Source organism: Lysobacter sp. BMK333-48F3 (assembly GCF_019733395.1).
Taxonomy (GTDB): Bacteria; Pseudomonadota; Gammaproteobacteria; order Xanthomonadales; family Xanthomonadaceae; genus Lysobacter.
Map to the genome: position 1 here is coordinate 4,987,705 of NZ_JAIHOO010000001.1, position 17,351 is coordinate 5,005,055.

Sequence of the window (17,351 nt, forward strand, 5' to 3'; positions counted from 1 at the left end):
CTCGTCCTCGCTCCCATGATGCGGCGAGGATGCGAGCGCGAGGCCGCCATGAACAAGAACGCACCTGCAGGTAACCATTCCAGACCAAATCCGGACCCACTAAATCCGGCCCGCTCCAATCCGGCCCGGCCCAATCCGCTCGAAGGCTGCCCGCTGGCGGCGGCCTTCGCAGCGATCGGCGGCAAATGGAAGCTGACCATTCTGTACTGGCTGGCGCATGGCGAACTGCACTTCGCCGGCCTGCGCGGCCGGGTCGCGCCGATCTCGCCCAAGGTGCTCGCCGAGCAACTTCGCGAACTCGAAGCCGACGGCATCGTCGTGCGCACCCCGACCGGCGTGGTGCCGGCGCCGGTGATCTACCAACTCACCGATTACGGCCTGACCTTGTCGCCGATCGTCGAAGCGGTACGGGTATGGGGCGAAGGCCACCTGCAGCGCTCGTCGGCGCGACAGCGCAGCGACGGCATGGGCTGCGGCGAACGCCTGCGCCCGCGGACGCAGGCCTGACGGTCCGGATCGATTGCGTCGACCGCCCCTGTCGCGGCATCGTGGCGGATGTCGTTCCTGGAGCCCTCCAGCATGTTCAAGGATTGGATCGCACTGTGGCGGCCGAAGCGTTCCGATGTCGCCGCCCATATCGCCGCGCTGAAGGCCTTGCCGTTCCTCGCCTACGAAGGCCGCCGACTCAACGGAAACGGCGAGCGCTGGCGGAGCTTTCATTTCCGTGTGAGCGGCACCGACTGGGTCGCGATCCTGCACGACCAGGGCGCGAACACGGCACCGTGGACCATCTTCGCGCGCCGGCCGCCGGGCACCACCTACGGCGGTTCGTTCTCGAGCTTCGAACGATTCCTGGGCCAGATACCGAACGAACTCCAGGCAGGCTTTAGCGAGAACGCTCACCTGTTTCATCCCGCCAATCCGTCGGCATGAACAGGCCCTTATCTGGACCTCTGGACCTCTGGACCTCTGCAGCTCACCTACTGGCGCAAGAACCGGCGACTGTTTTGTAGACGAATGTTAAGGAGACCGCCGGACAGGGCGGGCGTAAACTCGACCCAAGCTGCGCGCTCGACCACGTCAATCGAATTCCCGGCAAAGGACGTGCTATGCCCCTCCCCTTCCGCCCTGTCGGATCTGCCGCCATCGGCCTGCTGGCCTGCTTGGCGCTGGCCGGCTGCGCACAGAAGCCAGCTCAGGCTTCTCCCCAGGGAAAGGACGCCCCCATGACTCAGCCCGTCCCCGAGAGCGGCGAACGCGCCGCGGATGAAGTGGCCGCGATGCTGGACCGCATCGCACGAGAGTCCACGAACACATCGGCCGCACCGCCACAGCCCGTCAACGAACGACCGGCCGCACAGGGCAAGGCACTGACTGCAAACGAATTGATCGCAATCACCTTGCAGCTCATCGATAGCCTCAGGTCTTCGCGAGATCTATCCCCGGAACGCGTCGGCGACGCAGTCGGGGTCGAACTTTCCGAACGCAACGGAAACAGCGTCAAGGGAGCGTTGGCGGAGGGCGGAACCTATTCCATCTCAAGCCAGGCGCTCTATCGCGAGCGACCCGACAAGTGGACGACCAGCATTTTGCTGCTCCCTTCTGGAGCAGATTCGAATTGCACATTCCCCCTTGAGACTCTGCGCCGACACACGGCGACAAAAGGATTTCGGGCCACGGAGAACATACGTCGCCGCGATGGGGGCGAACGCGCCTTGTATCGCTTGCCGACGACAGCCGAAGACATCGAGTTCGTCATAGAAGCCGATGTCGCACGAGCCACCGGCTCTCCGCCTTGCATCCGCGAACTGATCATCGAAGCCAATACTGAAGAGGATCGGTAATGAGCCAGATGCGCGCGGAAATCAGGCCTCTGCTCGAAGAGTTTGCGCAACAGGACGGACTACCGCCCAACGCGGTGTCCGATCTTGAGGCGACGATCGCCAGTTCGCCCTACTTGCAGAACGTCATGGCGAGCGCCATCAAAGGCGGAACGCTGAAGCATCTGGCCATCACCGACGCACCGCACGAAGGCGGGCGCTATGTCGGCTCCAGCGGAACGATCAACCTGGACGTCGACAACTTCAATTCGAGCCAGTCCCGAAGCTTGCTGGCTCATCGCGACAACTTGGCGGTCATACTTGGGCACGAAGCGGGGTACGCCCTGCTGGCCGATGCGGAACTGCGCGAGCGCTACAAGCTGAGTTACGAGACAACCGATGCCATCCGGGCCGCTTCGCGCGACGGTACTGCGGCCGACCTGACCGCTTCGGTGGAACGTTACCTTAGCTTCACCAGGAGAAATGAGGCGCTGGCTGAGTTGATCGGCCTCAATTCCCTGGCCAGCCGCACGACCGGCGGCGTCGCCGCCGCATTCGATCGCGATAAATTCCTGGCCCGGGCAGATCCATCGACACCCTGCATCGAGAACGGGATTCTGGCCGAAGGCATCGCACTAGGCGAAGGCGGCATCCAGTTCACCGGCAACAAGCTCATAAGCCCCGCCGTGGAGGCCGTGGCGCAATGCTATGCGGACAACGCCTCAAGCTTGGGACAGCACGGCGACTCCGGCTATCGGGCGTACTACGGCGGCGGTCTCATGGAGACCCTGTACGAGGCCCGTCGGGAATACGCCAAGGGGACGACGATGCACGTCCCCGATATCGAACTCGATCTGGCAAAACTGAAATTGGATCCACGCAAGATCGAACGCGCTGGGGTGGACCTGGGTGGCCGCGGAAACTCTTTCGACTTTATCGACACCAGCGCCGGCCGCCGCGAGTACGAATCCGTATCTCACACCCACTCAGGGCGAGCGGCACAACCGACAAATCCGCGCGAGCCTGTGGCCAGAACCGAGGCACCGGACGCGCCCACCTTCCGAGCGGACCATCCCGATCACCCCGACCATCCCGCGTTCGACAGTATCCGAGCGGCTGTACGCGCTGACGGAAGATGGGACGACGAGCAGTCCAGCAATATCGCCGCAGCACTGCTACGAGAGCACAAGGCCGACCCGCTCAGCCATCGACTCGACCGCGTAATCATCGGCAACACGACCGCGCAAGGCGAGACCAACGTGTTCGCTGTCTACGCACCTCATGGCGGCAAAGATCCATTTTTCACCACCCGAGTGGAAATGAACGCGGCGGCCCGGATTCCCGCCGAGCGCAGCCTCGAACAGATCGAGCAGATCAACCGGCAACAAGCCCAAGAGCTCAACCGATCCCAGCAATGGGATACGCAACTGCAAAGCCAGAACGTCAATCGGATGACGATGTAGCTGGGATGCCGCAGCTAGCGGCACTGCGACGGCATTGCTGTCATGCCGCTCTGCCGCGTGAATCCGATCACGGCAGCGCCCTATCAGGCATGCCATAAGCATGCCGCCGGCCACACCCGGCAGGAGTTCCTATCTCGCCACCCGGGCCTCGTCCGTCCGCGTCAGCGCGCGTGCGGCGCCGCCCCACGAAAACGGAGTTTCGCCATGACCCGATCGCAATCCCTGCTCGCCGTCTGCGCCCTGGTGTTCGGCGGTGCGTTCTCGATCGCCACCACCCAGGCCGCGCCGCCGTGCCCCGACTGTTATTACCCGTATCGGGCCTGCATGCGTTCGGCGACGACGCCGGCCGAGCAGCAGGCCTGCTCGGACGAGTACCAGGAGTGCTATGCGATGTTCTGTTCGATCCCCTGATCGAACTCGCGCGCCGATCCGCGGCGCTCGGCAGCGGGCCCGGTGCGCCGGGCTTCGCTGTCGGCGCGGCTCAGACGCGGCCGGCGCGCGGCGCCATCCACGCCGCGCCGGCGTAGGTGCCCAGCCACAGCAGCAACGCCAGGCGCTGCGCGGGAGGCGCCGCGACCAGGCGCAGTTCCGAGCCGATCACGATCGCCAGCACCGCGGCGGCGCCGGTCGCGGCCAATGCGGCCAGCGCGGGTCGGGTCTTGCGCGCGCCCAGGGCGAGCAGCGCGGCGCCGGGCACGAAGGCCAGCCACCACAGCATCCAACTGGTCGCGTGCAGGCGGCTGGCATGGGCGTCGAGGTCGGTCGGGTCCAGGCTCAACAGGCCCTGCCCGGCCCAGGCCAGCGCCGACAGCGCGCACAGCCAGGCGCCGATGCGCGCAGCGGCGCCGAGCGCGTCGTAGCGTTCGCGCAGGCGCCAGGCCAGCGCGGCCAGCAGCAGGCCCGGGACGATGAAGCCGAACAGGTTGAACGCAGCCGCGCGCGCTATGCCTTGCGCGCCGAGCAGGCCGGGCGGGTGGCGCCAGTGCGAATAACCGTCGAGCGCGGCGCCGAAGCCGAGCAAGGCTCCGAGGCAGCATACGGCCGCGAGCAGCGCCAGGGCCGGTTCCAAGCGCAGGCGCGGGTCGGCCGAATTCGATGCGCGCGGCGCCGGGGCGCCGGCGGCGGAAGCGCCGGGCGTCGCCGGACCGGGCCTGGATGAGCGTTTCATCGTCACATGCTAGCGTGCGCACCGACCCGGCGCGCTTGCCTTGCGTCCGCGCCGCCCCCACCTCCGAGTTCGCCCCGCGCGGACTTTGCGCGCCGAACCCTTGAAGAGCCAGCCGATGACCGCCACCGCCCTGCCCCACGTCTTCGACGCCACCACCGAACGTTTCCAGGAAGAGGTGCTGCAGAAATCGCTGCAGACGCCGGTGCTGGTCGATTTCTGGGCCGATTGGTGCCAGCCTTGCAAGGTGCTGGGGCCGATCCTGGAAAAGCTGGCCGGCGAATACAACGGCGCGTTCGAGCTGGCCAAGGTCGACGTCGAGGCCGAGCAGCAGCTCGGCGCGGCGTTCCAGATCCGCTCGATCCCGACCGTGTTCCTGATCAAGGGCGGCCAGTTGGTCGACGGCTTCGCCGAAGCGCTGCCGGAAAGCGCGGTGCGCGAGTTCCTCAAGCATCACGGCATCGAGCCGGGCGAAGCGCCGGCCGAAGCCGAGCCCGTCGAAGCCGCACCGGTCGATCCGCACGCCGAAGTGGTGCGCCTGCGTCGCGAAGCCGCCGAACAGCCGGACAAGCCCGAGCTGCAGCTCGACCTGGCCCTGGCCCTGCTCGCCACCGGCGCCGCGCAGGAATCGGAGCAGTTGCTCGACAGCCTGCCGGCCAACCTGGCCACCGACGACCGCAGCCTGCGCGCCCGAGCCCGGCTCGGCTTCCTCGCCGTGACCCGCGACGCGCCGCCGCTGGAAACCCTGGAGGCCGCCATCGCCGCCCAGCCGGAGGACCTGCAGGCGCGCTACCTGCTCGGCGCGCGCCTGATCGCCGCCGGCCGCGACCAGGCCGGCCTGGACCAGCTGATCGAACTGCTGCGGCGCGACCGCGGCTACCAGGAAGGCCTGCCGCGCAAGGCCCTGATCGACGCCTTCCGGGTGGTCGAAGACGCCGATCTGGTCGGCCAGTACCGGCGCAAGATGTCCTCGCTGCTGTTCTGAACGGGCCACGCCCGGGTCGGCCGCGCCGCCCCGGGGTTGACTATACGCATGCGTATGGCAGGATGGCGGGGCCTCGGCTCCCGCCCTCCCCAGCATCGCCCGCATGAAAGCCAGCACCCTGCGCCACGGCCTCAACCTGTGGCCGCCGTTTCTGTTCTCCGGCATCCACGTCGCCGCCATCGCGCCCGATTACCGCCGCGCCGCGGTCGAACTGCGCATGCGGCCGTGGAACCGCAACTACGTCGGCACCCACTTCGGCGGCAGCCTGTTCGCGATGACCGATCCGTTCTGGATGCTGTTGGCGCTGCAGGCCCTGGGCAAGGACTACATCGTCTGGGACCGCTCCGGTTCGATCGAATTCGTCAAACCCGGGCGCGGAACGGTGCGCGCCGAATTCGTCCTGGACGACGCGATCCTGGACGAATTGCGCGCCGCGACCGACGGCGGCGAGAAATGCCTGCGCTGGTTCGACACCGACATCGTCGACAGCCAGGGCGAGGTTGTCGCCAAGATCCGCAAACAACTGTACGTGCGACGCAAGCGCGACCGGCGCTAACGGCGCCGTAACCTGCCAGGCCCCAAGCTGTGACCGCGTTCGCAGAGCGAATCGCGGCAGCGTCCGACTGTGCTCCCCTTGTCATCACGGTCGAATAACAGACACACTAGCTCGAATGCGGGCACTGGCGGCGGGATTGCCGACCGGTCGCGATATGGGGCCGCGATGTCCACCACGAACCATCCAACCGAAAGCGCGAGCGCTCCGATGCCGGAGATTCCGGGCTATCGGCTGCGCGCGATCATCAACCACGGCGGTCTGTCGACCGTCTACCTGGGCGAGCAAGCCGCGCTCGGCCGCGAAGTCGCGGTCAAGATCATGCTGCCGCACGCATTGGCCGACGAAGTCAGCCGGCGCCGGTTCGAGAACGAAGTGCGCACGATCGCGCGCCTGGAACATCCCAACGTGGTCGGCATCCACGAAGTCGGGCGCACCCGCGAGGGCCTGCCCTACTACGCCATGCCGTATCTGCCGCTGGGCCATCTGGGCAAGCGCATCGAGCAGGGCTTCGCCGGCGGCGAGCGCGAGGTGATCGCGATCGCCGAGCCGCTGTTGGCGGCGCTGGAATACGCTCATGCGCGCGGTGTGGTGCATCGCGACGTCAAGGCCGAGAACGTCTTGTTCGACATCGCCGAGCGGCCGTTGCTGGCCGACTTCGGCATCGCCCTGCGCCGCGGCTACGGCGCGCGCATGACCGCGACCGGCCTGGCGGTCGGCAGCACCGCCTACATGGCGCCGGAGCAGGCGCGCGGCGAAGACGTCGACGGCCGCGCCGACCTCTACAGCCTGGGCGTGCTGATCTGGGAAATGCTGACCGGACGGCTGCCGTTCGAAGCGCCGGATGCGCTGTCGATGGCGGTGATGCACGCGCAGGACCCGATCCCCAAGTTGCCGCCGGCGCTCAAGCACTGGCAGCGCTTCATGAACCGCGCTTTGGCCAAGCAGCCCGAGCAACGCTTCGCCGACGCGGCCGAAATGGCCGCCGCGATGGCCGAGATCAAGCACCGCGGCGAGATGTCCGCGTTGGCCCGCGGCATGGCCCACCTGCGCCCGCTCAAGCGCTGGGCCACGCCGGCCTGGGCCGGGCTGGCGGTGGTCGCGATCGCCCTGGTGACCCTGGCCTTCGGCCTCAACCGGGTCGAGAAGGACGGTTTCTTCCGCGCCCAGCCCGCGGCCGATGCGCAACGCAGCGCCGCGGCCGAGCCCGATCCGACCCAGGCGATGATGGCGCCGCTGCCGACCGCGCCGCTGCAGGATTCGCTGCAGTCCGCGCGCAACTACATCGCCCAGGGCCGGCTGGCCGCGCCGGCCGACGCCAACGCCTACAACAGCCTGCTCACCGCCTGGCACCTGGACAGCACCGATCCGGAAGTCGCCGCGGTGGTCGAGGAACTGACCCAGGCCTTCGCCGAGGAAATGGCCCGCGACCTGCGCGAAGGCCGCGACCAGCGTGCGCGCGAGCATCTGGTCAACGCCACCGCGCTCGGCCAGCAGACCGGCACCGCCGATTCGGCGGCCCAGCGCGGCCTGCGCGAAAAGGCCTCTGCCGCGCTGGAGGCCCGGCTCGAGCAGGCCGCACGCCGCGGCGACGGCGCCGACGCCGGCAAGGTGATCGCCCTGGCCGAGGAGTTCGGCCTGCCGCGCAACGTTTCGACCCGGCTGGTCGCGCAGGCGCGCGGCATCGCCGGCGACGGCGCGGTGGCGCGCGGCGCGCCGGGCGCGATCGCCGCTTCGCCGACCGCCAGCGTCGCGGTCAGCTTCAATCCGCGCCCGGTCAGCCGCGGCGAGTACGCGCGCTTCGCCAACGCCAACGGCCGCACCCCGGCGCTGTGCCGCGAACGCGTCTCGCTGTTGCGGGTGATCGCGCCCAAGGACTGGCGCGCGCCGGGCTTCGACCAGGGCGAGGCCGAGCCGGTGGTGTGCGTGTCGATCGCCGACGCCGAAGCCTATGCGCGCTGGTACAGCCAGCAGACCGGCCGCAGCTACCGCCTGCCGACCGCCGAGGAAGCCCAGCGCATGCCCGCCGCCGGCGGCCGCGCGTTGTCGATGTGGTCCGGCGACTGCGGCCGCAACTGCCAGCAGCGCCAGGTCGGCGGCACCTCCTGGCGCAGCCGCACCGCGCAGCGCCCGCTGAGCGGCGGCCGCGGCTACGACGACGTCGGCTTCCGCCTGGTGCGCGAACGCTGAGACGACGGCCGCGGCGACGCGGCCGTCATTCATTGGGACGCCCTCCTGTAGGAGCGGCGTAAGCCGCGACCAACCGAAGCGACGCAATACCACGCCGTCCTCCGAAGCCGACGACTCCACAGCCCCCTTCCGATCTACCGGGCTTCGGCCACCACGCTCGCATCCACCGCTGCGGTTGTCGCGGCTGACGCCGCTCCTGCAAGGGTCTGCGCCGCCGCGGGCGGGGCGGTGCGCCCCCTTCCGAACCCACGCCGCCATGCGGCCGCCGCGGCATGGCCGTTAGAATCGACGCCATGCGCCCGCCTACCCTGCAACGCCTGTTCCTCACCGGCCTGTTGACCCTGCTGCCGATCTGGCTGACCTGGGTCGTGGTCAAGTTCGTGTTCGTGATGCTGTCGGACATCAGCCGGCCCTTGATCGGACCGCTGCTGCAGGACCTCGCCCTGGCTCATCCGCAAACGCTGTCCTGGCTCGGCGCGCAGTGGGTGCAGACCGCCCTGGCCCTGATCGCGACCCTGGCGGTGATCCTGCTGTCCGGCGCGATGGCGCGGGTGGTGGTCGGCCAGACCGTGCTGCGCTGGTTCGAATCGCTGATCAAGCGGGTGCCGCTGGCCAGCATCGTCTACGGCAGCGCGCGGCAGTTGCTCGACATCCTGCAGACCAAGCCCGACGGCACCCAGCGCGTGGTCCTGATCGACTTCCCGCACAACGAGATGAAGTCGATCGGCTTCGTCACCAAGGTCCTGCGCGAGGCCGGCAGCGGCCGCGAACTGGCTGCGGTGTACGTGCCGACCACGCCCAACCCGACCTCGGGCTACCTGGAAATCGTGCCGGTGGAAAAGATCACCCCGACCGACTGGACCGTCGACCAGGCGATGAGCTTCATCATCTCCGGCGGCGCGGTGTCGCCGGAGATGATGAAGCTCATCGCCTGGTCGACGGTCCAGTCGGTCGGGGTGATCTTTTCCACCGGCACGATCTCCAGCTCGGCCGGCAGGTTCAGACTGAAACGGCGGCCGTCGTCCAGGCGCACCGGGTGCGGGGTCAGCGCGGCCGGCGCGGCGGACGCGGAGGCGGCGGCGAGGGCGACAACGGCGAAGGCGGCGCAGCGCAGGCGTTGCAACAGGCGTGAGGTCATTGCGGACGATCCATGTCGGGGGCCGCGGGCGCGGCCCCCGACATGGATCGTCCGCAATGACCTCACGCCTGTTGCAACGCCTGCGCTGCGCCGCCTTCGCCGTTGTCGCCCTCGCCGCCGCCTCCGCGTCCGCCGCGCCGGCCGCGCTGACCCCGCACCCGGTGCGCCTGGACGACGGCCGCCGTTTCAGTCTGAACCTGCCGGCCGAGCTGGAGATCGTGCCGGTGGTGCAGGGCCTGAAGCGGGTGCGCTTCTTCGCCCGCAGCCCGGACGGGCGCCTGTTCGTCACCGACATGCACGACCTCAGCGACAACCAGCGCGGCCGGGTCTACGCGCTGGACGGCTGGGACGAACAGAAGGAGCGCTATACCAAGGTATCGGTCTACCTGGACAAGCAGCGCAATCCCAACAGCGTCGCCTTCTATACCGATCCCTCCGGCAAGAGCTGGCTGTACGTCGCCAACACCGACAAGCTGCTGCGCTACCGCTACCGCAACGGCGACCTCAAGCCGTCCTCGGAACCGGAGGTGCTGGCCAGCTTTCCCGACTACGGCCTGAGCTACAAATACGGCGGCTGGCACCTGACCCGCACCCTCGCCTTCGGCGGCGACAAGCTCTACGTCTCGGTCGGCAGCAGTTGCAACGCCTGCGTCGAAAAGGAAGACGTGCGCGCGGCGATCCTGCAGATGACCCCCGACGGCAGTGGCCGCCGTTTCTACGCCACCGGGCTGCGCAACGCGGTCGGCCTGCTGTACCGCAACGGCCGCCTGTACGCGACCAACCAGGGCTCCGACCACCTCGGCGACCAAAAGCCCGACGAAACCCTGTTCGAGGTCCGCGACGGCGCCGACTACGGCTGGCCGTACTGCTACCACAGCCAGGGCAAGCCGCTGGCCGACGCCAAGTTTCCGCGCAAGGCCGGCTGCGCCGCAGTGCCCAAGGCGCTCGCTTTCTTCCCCTCGCATGCCTCGGCGCTGGGCCTGAGCTGGTTCCCCGCCGCCGACGGCGGCCTGCTGCGCGACGAGTTCCTGGTCGCCCTGCACGGCGCCAGCAAGCTTTCCCTCGACCACGGCTACCGCATCGTGCGGGTCAAGGCCGACGGCCGCAGCGGCGGCGAACTGGTCAGCGGCTTCCTCGCCGGCGGCAAGGTCCTGGGCCGCCCCTGCGACGTGCTGCGCACCGGCCGCGACAGCTTCCTGTTCACCGACGACAAGAGCGGAGTGATCTATCGGGTGAGGCCGAAGCGGTGAGCGCGAACCCGTCGCCGATCGCGGCCGCCAGCGGCGAAGGCACGCGTACCCTGCAGGATCGCGCGCTGCGCTTGTTCATCGTGTTGGCGGCGTTCTTCTGCGTCAACGCGGCGCTGGCCGAGTTCATCGGAGTCAAGATCTTCGCCCTCGAAGACACCCTGCGCATCGCACCCTTGCAGTGGAACCTGTTCGGCCAGACGGGCTCGCTGAACTTCACCGCCGGCACTCTGCTGTGGCCGGTGGTGTTCCTGATGACCGACGTGGTCAACGAGTTCTTCGGCCGTCGCGGCGTGCGCTTCATTTCCTGGCTGGCGACGCTGCTGATCGCTTACGGTTTCCTGTTCGCGTTCGCGGCGATCGCGCTGGCCCCGGCCGGCTGGTGGGTGACCGCGGCGCAGGCGCAGGGCGTGCCGGATTACCAAGCCGCATTCGCGGCGATCTTCGGCCAGGGCCTGTGGAGCATCGGCGGTTCGCTGGTGGCTTTCATGCTCGGCCAGCTGATCGATGTCTCGGTGTTCCACCGCATCCGCAGCGCCACCGGCGAGAAACACGTGTGGCTGCGCGCCACCGGCTCGACCGCGGTCTCGCAGTTGGTCGACAGCTTCGTCGTGCTCTACATCGCCTTCGTGCTCGGCCCGCAGCATTGGCCGATCCCGCAGTTCCTGGCGATCGGCACGGTCAACTACGGCTACAAGATGCTGGCCGCGTTCGCGATGATCCCGTTGATCTATCTGCTGCGGCGCTGGATCCACCGCTACCTGGGCGAAGCGCGCGCGCGGCAGCTGCGCGAAGAAGCCGCGGCGGACTGAGCGGGCAACGCCGCCGGACGACGAGCCCCGATCGTCCGGGCTGCGGCGACTGCGCTCGCGTACACCGCTGCGGTGGTCGCGGCTCACGCCGCTCCTACAGGCGGTAGGTCCGGGCTTCGACGGATGGCGCAAGCCTTGAAGATTCTGCGCGTCCCGTGGTCGCGGCTTGTGACCGAAGGAAATCCCCGTGGGACGCCGCTCCTACCCCGTAAGCAACAGCGGCGCCCAGCGTTGCCGTTGCCGTTGCCGTTGCCGTTGCCGTTGCCGTTGCCGTTGCCGTTGCCGTGAAGAGCATGGCGCAGCCTCGATCTCGCGAGAACGCCCTGAAGCCCCGGAGGGCGGGCCGCAGGGATGCGGCCCGTGCGCAGCCAGGCCAGGGATGGCCTGTGCGGAGCAGCCCCGCGCAAACCTCGTCCCATAGTGGCTTTTGATTCGAAACAGGAATGGCGTTTTCTTTGGTTACTTTCTTTGTCGCCTTGGACAAAGAAAGTGACCCGGCCGCTTGCGGACGGAAGCTTTGCTTTGGAGCTTTAGACGCCGCGAGACCGCAAGAACGCGGTCGCGGCTTACGCCGCTCCTACAAGGGCACAGGACAAAGACGCGGCGAACGGGCGAGATGGCGGTCGCGGCTTGCGCCGCTCCTACAGGGGCGCAGGACAAAGACGCGGCGAACGGGCGAGATGGCGGTCGCGGCTTGTGACCGAAGGAAATCCCTGTGGGACGCCGCTCCTACAGGGGCACAGGACAAAGACGCGGCGAACGGGCGCGATGGCGGTCGAAGCTTGTGACCGAAGGAAATCCCTGTGGGACGTCGCTCCTACCTCACAGGGCCGCGGACGAACGTCAGCCCAAGCCCAGGCCGGCGCGGACCTTGTCGCGGTAGCTCGCGCCGCTGCCCAGGCGCAGGCCGTTGGCCATCCGCAACAGGTAGCGCCCGCCGTCGAGGTGCTCGATGTCGCGGATCGCATCGACCCGGACCAGGCGCGAGCGATGGATGCGCAGGAACCGGCCCGGGTCCAGCCGGCTTTCGATCCCGCTCATCGTCTCGCGCAACAGATAGGACTGCGCGCCGCAGCGCAGCTCGACGTAGTTGCTCTGCGCCAGCACGCATTCGATCTCGTCGACCGCGATCAGGCGCAGGCGCGCGCCGACCGGCACCGCCAGGCGCTGCGGATAGGCCTGGCCGTCGGCCGCCTCGGCCGCGCGCGGCGCCGGATCGCGCATCCGCCGCACCCGCGCCAACGCGGCCGCCAGGCGTTCGGCCGAATACGGCTTGAGCAGGTAATCGGCCGCGTCGGCGTCGAAAGCGCGCAGGGCGTGATCGGCATAGGCGGTCACGAACACCACCTGCGGCCGGCGCTGCGCCGGCAGCGCTTCGAGCACGCCGAAACCGCTGAGTTCGGGCAGGCGGATGTCGAGGAACACCACGTCCGGCTGCAAGCGGCGCAAGGCGGCGATGGCGCTGTCGCCGTCGGCGCATTCGGCCACCACCTCGACCGCGCCGGCCTGGTCGAGCAGGCGCCGCAGCCGCGCCCGCGACATCGCCTCGTCGTCGACCACCACCGCGCGCAGCGGGGCCGGGTTCATGCCGCCGCCTCGTCCGGCGTCCAGCGCCGGTACGGCAATTGCAGCCGCACGCAGGTGCCGCCGGTCGGGCGCGCGCCGATCTCGAGGCGATGGCCGTTGCCGTACAGGCATTGCAGGCGCGCGCGGGTGTTGCTGAGGCCGACGCCCTGGCCGGGCGCGGCGGCGCGCTGGCCGCCGTCGTCGCTGACTTCCAGGATCAGCCGGTCGGCCTCGCGCTGCGCGCTCACCGACACCGCGCCGGGCGTGACCCGGGTGGCGACCGCGTGGTGGATCGCGTTCTCGACCAGCGGCTGCAGCAACAGCTGCGGCACGCTGGCGTCGAGCAGGGCCGAATCGATCGCCCACTCGACCTGCAGGCGCTCGCCGAGGCGGATCTTCTCGATCCCGAGGTAATGGTCGAGCGCGACCAGTTCGTCGCGCAGCGCGATCTCCTGGGTGCGCGAATTGTCCAGGCTGTGGCGCAGCAAGGCGCCCAGGTCGACCAGCATGCGGTCGGCGCCGTCGGGGTCGCGGTGCACCATCTCGGCGATCGAGTTCAAGGCGTTGAACAGGAAATGCGGATTGAGCTGGGCCGACAGCGCCTCCAGCCGCGCCCGCGCCAGCCGCGACTCCAGTTCCAGGGTCTGGCGCTCGCGCGCCCGCGCGCGCGCCGCGTAGGCGCCGGCGTGGGCCACGCCGACGATCATCCAACTGCTGAGGGTGTTGTTGAGCACGCTGGTCGCCAGCACCTGGCCCGGCGAGGGCAAGGCTTCGTACCAGCCGATCCAGCGGTTCAACAGCAGCACCGCGCCGGCGCGCGCCACGATCACCGCCGCCACCGCCAGTCCCTGCAGGCACAGCGCGCGGGCGACGCGGCCGCGCTCGATCGGCTGCCGGCGCACGCATTCGAACAGGAACAGGGTCAGCGGCACCCACAGCCAGGCGCTGGCCAGTTCCTTGCGCAGGGTGCCGCTCCAGTCCGGGGCCTGGCCGGCGGCCTCGTGCATGGTCGCGATCTGGCCGACCCAGACCAGCCCGCTGAGGGTCCACCAGCCGAGTACCGCGAGCAGCAGCAAGGTTCGATCGCGCATGGAAGCGGATGCTGGACCGACGCGGGCGCGCTTGCAATCGCAGGCGCGGCGTTCGTCACCGGGCGGCTCCGGTTCGTCCCCCACGCCGTCGCGGCGCGCAGCGGCCGGCGCAGGCTGCGCCCACCTTCCGCTTCCGCAAGGACACCGTCATGCGCCGTTCCCTGCCGCTCGCCTGCGCCCCCCTGGCCTTCGCCCTCGCCGCCAGCCTGCTGGTCCTGGCCGCGCCGGTCCGCGCCGGCGACGCCTGCCCGGAGGTCCGCCGCTACGGCGACGGCAGCCTCAACACCGCCGGCTGGGAGTGGCGGCTGAGCTTCAGCCCCGACCGCCGCCGCGCCTATTGGTCGCACACCGCCGGCTGGTGGCCGGGCACGCGCGAACGCGCCACGATCCGCACCGCATCGCGCGACGGCGAGGGCTGGAGCGCGCCGCAGACGGCCTCGTTCTCCGGCGTGCACAGCGACATGGACCCGTTCGTCTCGCCCGACGGCCGCTGGCTGGTGTTCTCCTCCGAGCGCCCGCGCCCGGACGGGCAAGCGGCGAAGATGGACCTGTGGATGGCCCGGCGCGGCGCGCACGGCTGGAGCGAACCGCGCCACCTCGGCGCCGCGGTCAACAGCGCCGGCGACGAGCTCTACCCGAGCCTGGACCGCCACGGCCACCTGTATTTCGCCAGCGAACGCGGCGGCGAGTGGAACATCTACGTCAGCCGCCGGCTGCGCCACGGCGGGTACGCCCCGGCACAGCCGGTCGCGGGCGGGGTCAACACCGCCGAGCGCTGGGAGTTCAACCCGGAAATCTCGCCCGACGGCCGCACCCTGCTGTTCACCCGCCTGGACCTCCCCGACGCGCTGCCCGACCAGGGCCACGGCTGGGGCGACCTGTACGCGGCGCGGCTGCGCGACGGCCGTTTCGGCACCGCGGTCAACCTCGGCCCCTGCGTCAACACCAAGTGGGACGAGTTCCATCCGACCGTGCTGTGGGAGCGCCGGCAGCTGTTCTACGCCCGCGACATCGGCCAGCCCAGCGACTTCTACACCACCCGCCTGCGTCTGCCCGATCTCGACGATTGAGCGGGACCGCCGCGCGCGACCGATCGGACCGGAACGCCGGCGCGCCTCGCGCCGGCGTTCCGCGACGTCGCGCACGCCGCCGTCGCGGCGGCGCATGACCTTCGGCGCTTGCCGCGGCATGGCCCGCACGGGAGCCTGCGGGTCCGTCCGTTGCGAACGCCCGTTCCCATGACCCCAACCCCGTTCCGACCGGACCCGGCGCGCGCCGCGCGTCCGGCCGCCGTGTCCCGCCTCGCCCTCGCCGCGGCCCTGAGCGCCGCGCTCGGCCTGGCCCTGCCCGCCGCCGCGCTGGCCGCCGACGCCGGCACGCCGGCGCCGCGCGTCACCGTGCAGACCAAGGCCGAGAAACTCGATCGCCTGTACGAGCAGTACTGGGAAGAGACGCTCAAGCTCAATCCGCTGCTCGCCACCGCCCAGGGCGACCCGCGCTACAACGACCAGTTGCAGAACTTCGCCAGCGCCGATTTCCGCCGCCGCAGCCGCGAGTTCGACCAGCGCTGGCTCAAGACCATCGAGTCGGTCGGCTCGCAAGGCCTGTCGGCGCAGGACCTGCTGAGCTACGAGATCTTCGTCCGCGAAGCGCGCATGGACCTGGAGGCCGAGCGCTTCCCGGGCTGGATGCAGCCGGTCAATCAGTTCAACAATTTCGCCGCCTCGATCGCCCAGCTCGGTTCCGGCGCCGGCTCGCAGCCGTTCAAGACCGTCGCCGACTACGACAACTGGCGCAAGCGCGCCGCGCTGGCGCCGGCGGTGTTCGACCAACTGATCGCCAACAGCCGCGAAGGGACCAAGCGCGGCGTGGTCCAGCCCAAGGCGCTGATGCTGAAGGTGTTGCCGCAGCTCGACGCGCTGATCAAAACCCGCGCCGAGGACAGCCTGTTCTGGAAGCCGGTGACCAACTGGCCGGCCGGGTTCTCTGAGCAGGACAAGGCGCGCCTGAGCGCCGAATACCGGCAGATGATCGAAACCGAGCTGATGCCGGCCTATACCCGCCTGCGCGACTACATCAAGAACGACTACCTGGCGCAGGCGCGCGACAGCGCCGGGCTGGGCGCGCTGCCCGACGGCGCCGACTGGTACGCGTTCAACGCCCGCCGTTCGACCACCACCGAGCTGAGCCCGGCGCAGATCCACCAGATCGGCCTGGACGAGGTCGCGCGGATCCACGGCGAGATCCGCAAGGTCATGGCCGAGGTCAAGTTCCAGGGCTCGCTGCAGGACTTCTTCAAGTTCATGCAGAACGATCCGCGCTTCGTGTTCAAGGACGAGCCGGCCCTGCTCGCCCACTACCGCGGCCTGGAAGCCAAGATCAACCGCAAGGTGCCGGAGCTGTTCTCGCTGACCCCGAAGGCGCCGTTCGAGATCCGCCCGGTGGAGGCTTTCCGCGCCCAGTCCGCGGCCGGCGGCTCGTACATGCGGCCGAGCGAGGACGGCAGCCGGCCGGGCATCTTCTACGTCAACACCTACGACCTGCCGACGCGCAAGACCTGGGACGCGGAAGACCTGTACCTGCACGAGGCCATTCCGGGCCATCACTTCCAGCTGGCCCTGCAGCAGGAACTGAGCGAGCTGCCGAAGTTCCGCCGCTTCGGCGGCGCCACCGCCTTCACCGAGGGCTGGGGCCTGTACGCCGAATCGCTGGGCCGCGACCTGGGCGTGTACACCGATCCCTACAACTACTTCGGCTATCTGCAGAACGAGCTGTGGCGCGCGATCCGCCTGGTGGTCGACACCGGCCTGCACAGCAAGGGCTGGACCCGCGAGCAGGTGATCGCCTACATGCTGGAGAACTCGGCCGAGAGCGAGACCCAGTCCACCGCCGAGGCCGAACGCTACATGGCCATCCCCGGCCAGGCCCTGGCCTACAAGATCGGCGAGCTGCGCATCATGCAGCTGCGCAAGCGCGCCGAGCAGGCCCTGGGCACGCGCTTCGACATCCGCGAATTCCATGCCGAAGTGCTCAAGGACGGCGCGGTGCCGCTGGACGTGCTGGAGCGCAAGATCGACCGCTGGATCCAGTCGCGCCGCGGCTGAGGCCGGGCGCCGGCGGCCGGTGGGACGGCCGCCGCCCCCTGCCCGGACGAGACCCGGGGCAAGACCGAGGACCGGCCCGCGACGGGCCGGTCCGGTTCCGTACAGCGAACCCGGGCCGGGCGGCGCTAGGATGCCCCGGAGGTCCGGGCCGACGTTCCGTGCCAGTCGCTGCGGAAAAAATGTGATGGAAAGCGCATAATTGGCGGTTGCAATGCCG

16 protein-coding genes and 1 pseudogene are annotated in these 17,351 nt (G+C 69.3%); 13 read left to right on the plus strand and 4 right to left on the minus strand.

The genetic code is table 11. From position 1 onward, the window contains the following. Positions 1 to 48: 48 nt before the first annotated feature. The 5 genes from K4L06_RS21480 to K4L06_RS21500 all read left to right on the plus strand — a co-directional run bounded on the left by K4L06_RS21480 (position 49) and on the right by K4L06_RS21500 (position 3,694). Complete coding sequence (locus K4L06_RS21480; RefSeq protein WP_221673305.1) at positions 49 to 507, plus strand: helix-turn-helix domain-containing protein; 459 nt, start codon at positions 49 to 51, stop codon at positions 505 to 507. A 72-nt stretch (positions 508 to 579) separates the two neighbouring features. Continuing rightward, positions 580 to 933, plus strand: coding sequence for a hypothetical protein (locus tag K4L06_RS21485; protein ID WP_221673306.1), 354 nt, complete (start codon positions 580 to 582; stop codon positions 931 to 933). A gap of 293 nt (positions 934 to 1,226) precedes the next feature. Next, entirely contained in the window at positions 1,227 to 1,844 is a 618-nt protein-coding gene (locus K4L06_RS21490) for a hypothetical protein (protein ID WP_221673307.1), read from the plus strand. Next, complete coding sequence (locus K4L06_RS21495; RefSeq protein ID WP_221673308.1) at positions 1,844 to 3,283, plus strand: XVIPCD domain-containing protein; 1,440 nt, start codon at positions 1,844 to 1,846, stop codon at positions 3,281 to 3,283. Before K4L06_RS21490 ends, K4L06_RS21495 begins: the two co-directional genes overlap by 1 nt. Positions 3,284 to 3,487: 204 nt before the next feature. Next, a complete protein-coding gene (locus tag K4L06_RS21500) occupies positions 3,488 to 3,694 on the plus strand; it encodes a hypothetical protein (RefSeq protein WP_221673309.1) in 207 nt (68 codons plus the stop codon). A 70-nt stretch (positions 3,695 to 3,764) separates the two neighbouring features. Here the strand turns inward: K4L06_RS21500 and K4L06_RS21505 are convergent, their stop codons facing one another. Beyond that, positions 3,765 to 4,451 (minus strand): DUF998 domain-containing protein, encoded by a 687-nt coding sequence (locus tag K4L06_RS21505; protein WP_255595404.1) that lies wholly within the window; start codon positions 4,449 to 4,451, stop codon positions 3,765 to 3,767. 115 nt (positions 4,452 to 4,566) lie between these two features. Here K4L06_RS21505 and trxA point away from each other — a divergent pair, with 115 nt between their 5' ends. The 4 genes and pseudogenes from trxA to K4L06_RS21525 all read left to right on the plus strand — a co-directional run. Then, on the plus strand, positions 4,567 to 5,433 hold the full coding sequence (gene trxA, locus K4L06_RS21510) for a thioredoxin (RefSeq protein ID WP_221673310.1): 867 nt from the start codon (positions 4,567 to 4,569) through the stop codon (positions 5,431 to 5,433). 103 nt (positions 5,434 to 5,536) lie between these two features. Then, positions 5,537 to 5,989 (plus strand): DUF4442 domain-containing protein, encoded by a 453-nt coding sequence (locus tag K4L06_RS21515; protein ID WP_221673311.1) that lies wholly within the window; start codon positions 5,537 to 5,539, stop codon positions 5,987 to 5,989. 207 nt (positions 5,990 to 6,196) lie between these two features. Then, the gene (locus K4L06_RS21520) at positions 6,197 to 8,176 is read left to right on the plus strand and encodes a bifunctional serine/threonine-protein kinase/formylglycine-generating enzyme family protein (RefSeq protein ID WP_255595405.1); all 1,980 of its coding nucleotides are present in this window, start codon (positions 6,197 to 6,199) and stop codon (positions 8,174 to 8,176) included. Positions 8,177 to 8,448: 272 nt separating this feature from the next. Next, positions 8,449 to 9,090, plus strand: a pseudogene (locus tag K4L06_RS21525) (DUF502 domain-containing protein); the annotation flags it as partial. On the opposite strand, the gene K4L06_RS21530 reads toward K4L06_RS21525, so the two are convergent. Further along, entirely contained in the window at positions 8,991 to 9,314 is a 324-nt protein-coding gene (locus K4L06_RS21530; RefSeq protein ID WP_221673744.1) for a hypothetical protein, read from the minus strand. The pseudogene K4L06_RS21525 and the gene K4L06_RS21530 sit on opposite strands and share 100 nt — an antisense overlap. A 56-nt stretch (positions 9,315 to 9,370) precedes the next feature. On the opposite strand from K4L06_RS21530, the gene K4L06_RS21535 reads away from it, so the two are divergent. Both K4L06_RS21535 and K4L06_RS21540 read left to right on the plus strand, forming a co-directional pair. Beyond that, positions 9,371 to 10,564 (plus strand): PQQ-dependent sugar dehydrogenase, encoded by a 1,194-nt coding sequence (locus K4L06_RS21535; RefSeq protein WP_221673312.1) that lies wholly within the window; start codon positions 9,371 to 9,373, stop codon positions 10,562 to 10,564. After that, positions 10,561 to 11,373 (plus strand): queuosine precursor transporter, encoded by an 813-nt coding sequence (locus K4L06_RS21540; protein WP_343225827.1) that lies wholly within the window; start codon positions 10,561 to 10,563, stop codon positions 11,371 to 11,373. The genes K4L06_RS21535 and K4L06_RS21540 overlap by 4 nt, the downstream gene beginning before the upstream one ends. 843 nt (positions 11,374 to 12,216) lie before the next feature. Here K4L06_RS21540 and K4L06_RS21545 read toward each other — a convergent pair. Both K4L06_RS21545 and K4L06_RS21550 read right to left on the minus strand, forming a co-directional pair. Then, a complete protein-coding gene (locus K4L06_RS21545; RefSeq protein ID WP_221673313.1) occupies positions 12,217 to 12,960 on the minus strand; it encodes a response regulator in 744 nt (247 codons plus the stop codon). Beyond that, on the minus strand, positions 12,957 to 14,030 hold the full coding sequence (locus tag K4L06_RS21550; RefSeq protein ID WP_221673314.1) for a histidine kinase: 1,074 nt from the start codon (positions 14,028 to 14,030) through the stop codon (positions 12,957 to 12,959). The genes K4L06_RS21545 and K4L06_RS21550 overlap by 4 nt, the downstream gene beginning before the upstream one ends. A 149-nt stretch (positions 14,031 to 14,179) precedes the next feature. On the opposite strand from K4L06_RS21550, the gene K4L06_RS21555 reads away from it, so the two are divergent. Both K4L06_RS21555 and K4L06_RS21560 read left to right on the plus strand, forming a co-directional pair. After that, entirely contained in the window at positions 14,180 to 15,100 is a 921-nt protein-coding gene (locus K4L06_RS21555) for a hypothetical protein (RefSeq protein ID WP_221673315.1), read from the plus strand. 267 nt (positions 15,101 to 15,367) lie between these two features. After that, a complete protein-coding gene (locus K4L06_RS21560) occupies positions 15,368 to 17,134 on the plus strand; it encodes a DUF885 family protein (RefSeq protein WP_255595771.1) in 1,767 nt (588 codons plus the stop codon). Positions 17,135 to 17,351 lie beyond the last annotated feature (217 nt).

Excerpts from the sequence above, each read along its gene's own strand:
- K4L06_RS21480 (WP_221673305.1), top strand. The coding sequence starts at position 49 with ATGAACAAGAACGCACCTGCAGGTAACCATTCCAGACCAAATCCGGAC.
- K4L06_RS21485 (WP_221673306.1), top strand. The coding sequence starts at position 580 with ATGTTCAAGGATTGGATCGCACTGTGGCGGCCGAAGCGTTCCGATGTC.
- K4L06_RS21490 (WP_221673307.1), top strand. The coding sequence starts at position 1,227 with ATGACTCAGCCCGTCCCCGAGAGCGGCGAACGCGCCGCGGATGAAGTG.
- K4L06_RS21495 (WP_221673308.1), top strand. The coding sequence starts at position 1,844 with ATGAGCCAGATGCGCGCGGAAATCAGGCCTCTGCTCGAAGAGTTTGCG.
- K4L06_RS21500 (WP_221673309.1), top strand. The coding sequence starts at position 3,488 with ATGACCCGATCGCAATCCCTGCTCGCCGTCTGCGCCCTGGTGTTCGGC.
- K4L06_RS21505 (WP_255595404.1), bottom strand. The coding sequence starts at position 4,451 with ATGAAACGCTCATCCAGGCCCGGTCCGGCGACGCCCGGCGCTTCCGCC.
- trxA (WP_221673310.1), top strand. The coding sequence starts at position 4,567 with ATGACCGCCACCGCCCTGCCCCACGTCTTCGACGCCACCACCGAACGT.
- K4L06_RS21515 (WP_221673311.1), top strand. The coding sequence starts at position 5,537 with ATGAAAGCCAGCACCCTGCGCCACGGCCTCAACCTGTGGCCGCCGTTT.
- K4L06_RS21520 (WP_255595405.1), top strand. The coding sequence starts at position 6,197 with ATGCCGGAGATTCCGGGCTATCGGCTGCGCGCGATCATCAACCACGGC.
- K4L06_RS21530 (WP_221673744.1), bottom strand. The coding sequence starts at position 9,314 with ATGACCTCACGCCTGTTGCAACGCCTGCGCTGCGCCGCCTTCGCCGTT.
- K4L06_RS21535 (WP_221673312.1), top strand. The coding sequence starts at position 9,371 with ATGACCTCACGCCTGTTGCAACGCCTGCGCTGCGCCGCCTTCGCCGTT.
- K4L06_RS21545 (WP_221673313.1), bottom strand. The coding sequence starts at position 12,960 with ATGAACCCGGCCCCGCTGCGCGCGGTGGTGGTCGACGACGAGGCGATG.
- K4L06_RS21550 (WP_221673314.1), bottom strand. The coding sequence starts at position 14,030 with ATGCGCGATCGAACCTTGCTGCTGCTCGCGGTACTCGGCTGGTGGACC.
- K4L06_RS21555 (WP_221673315.1), top strand. The coding sequence starts at position 14,180 with ATGCGCCGTTCCCTGCCGCTCGCCTGCGCCCCCCTGGCCTTCGCCCTC.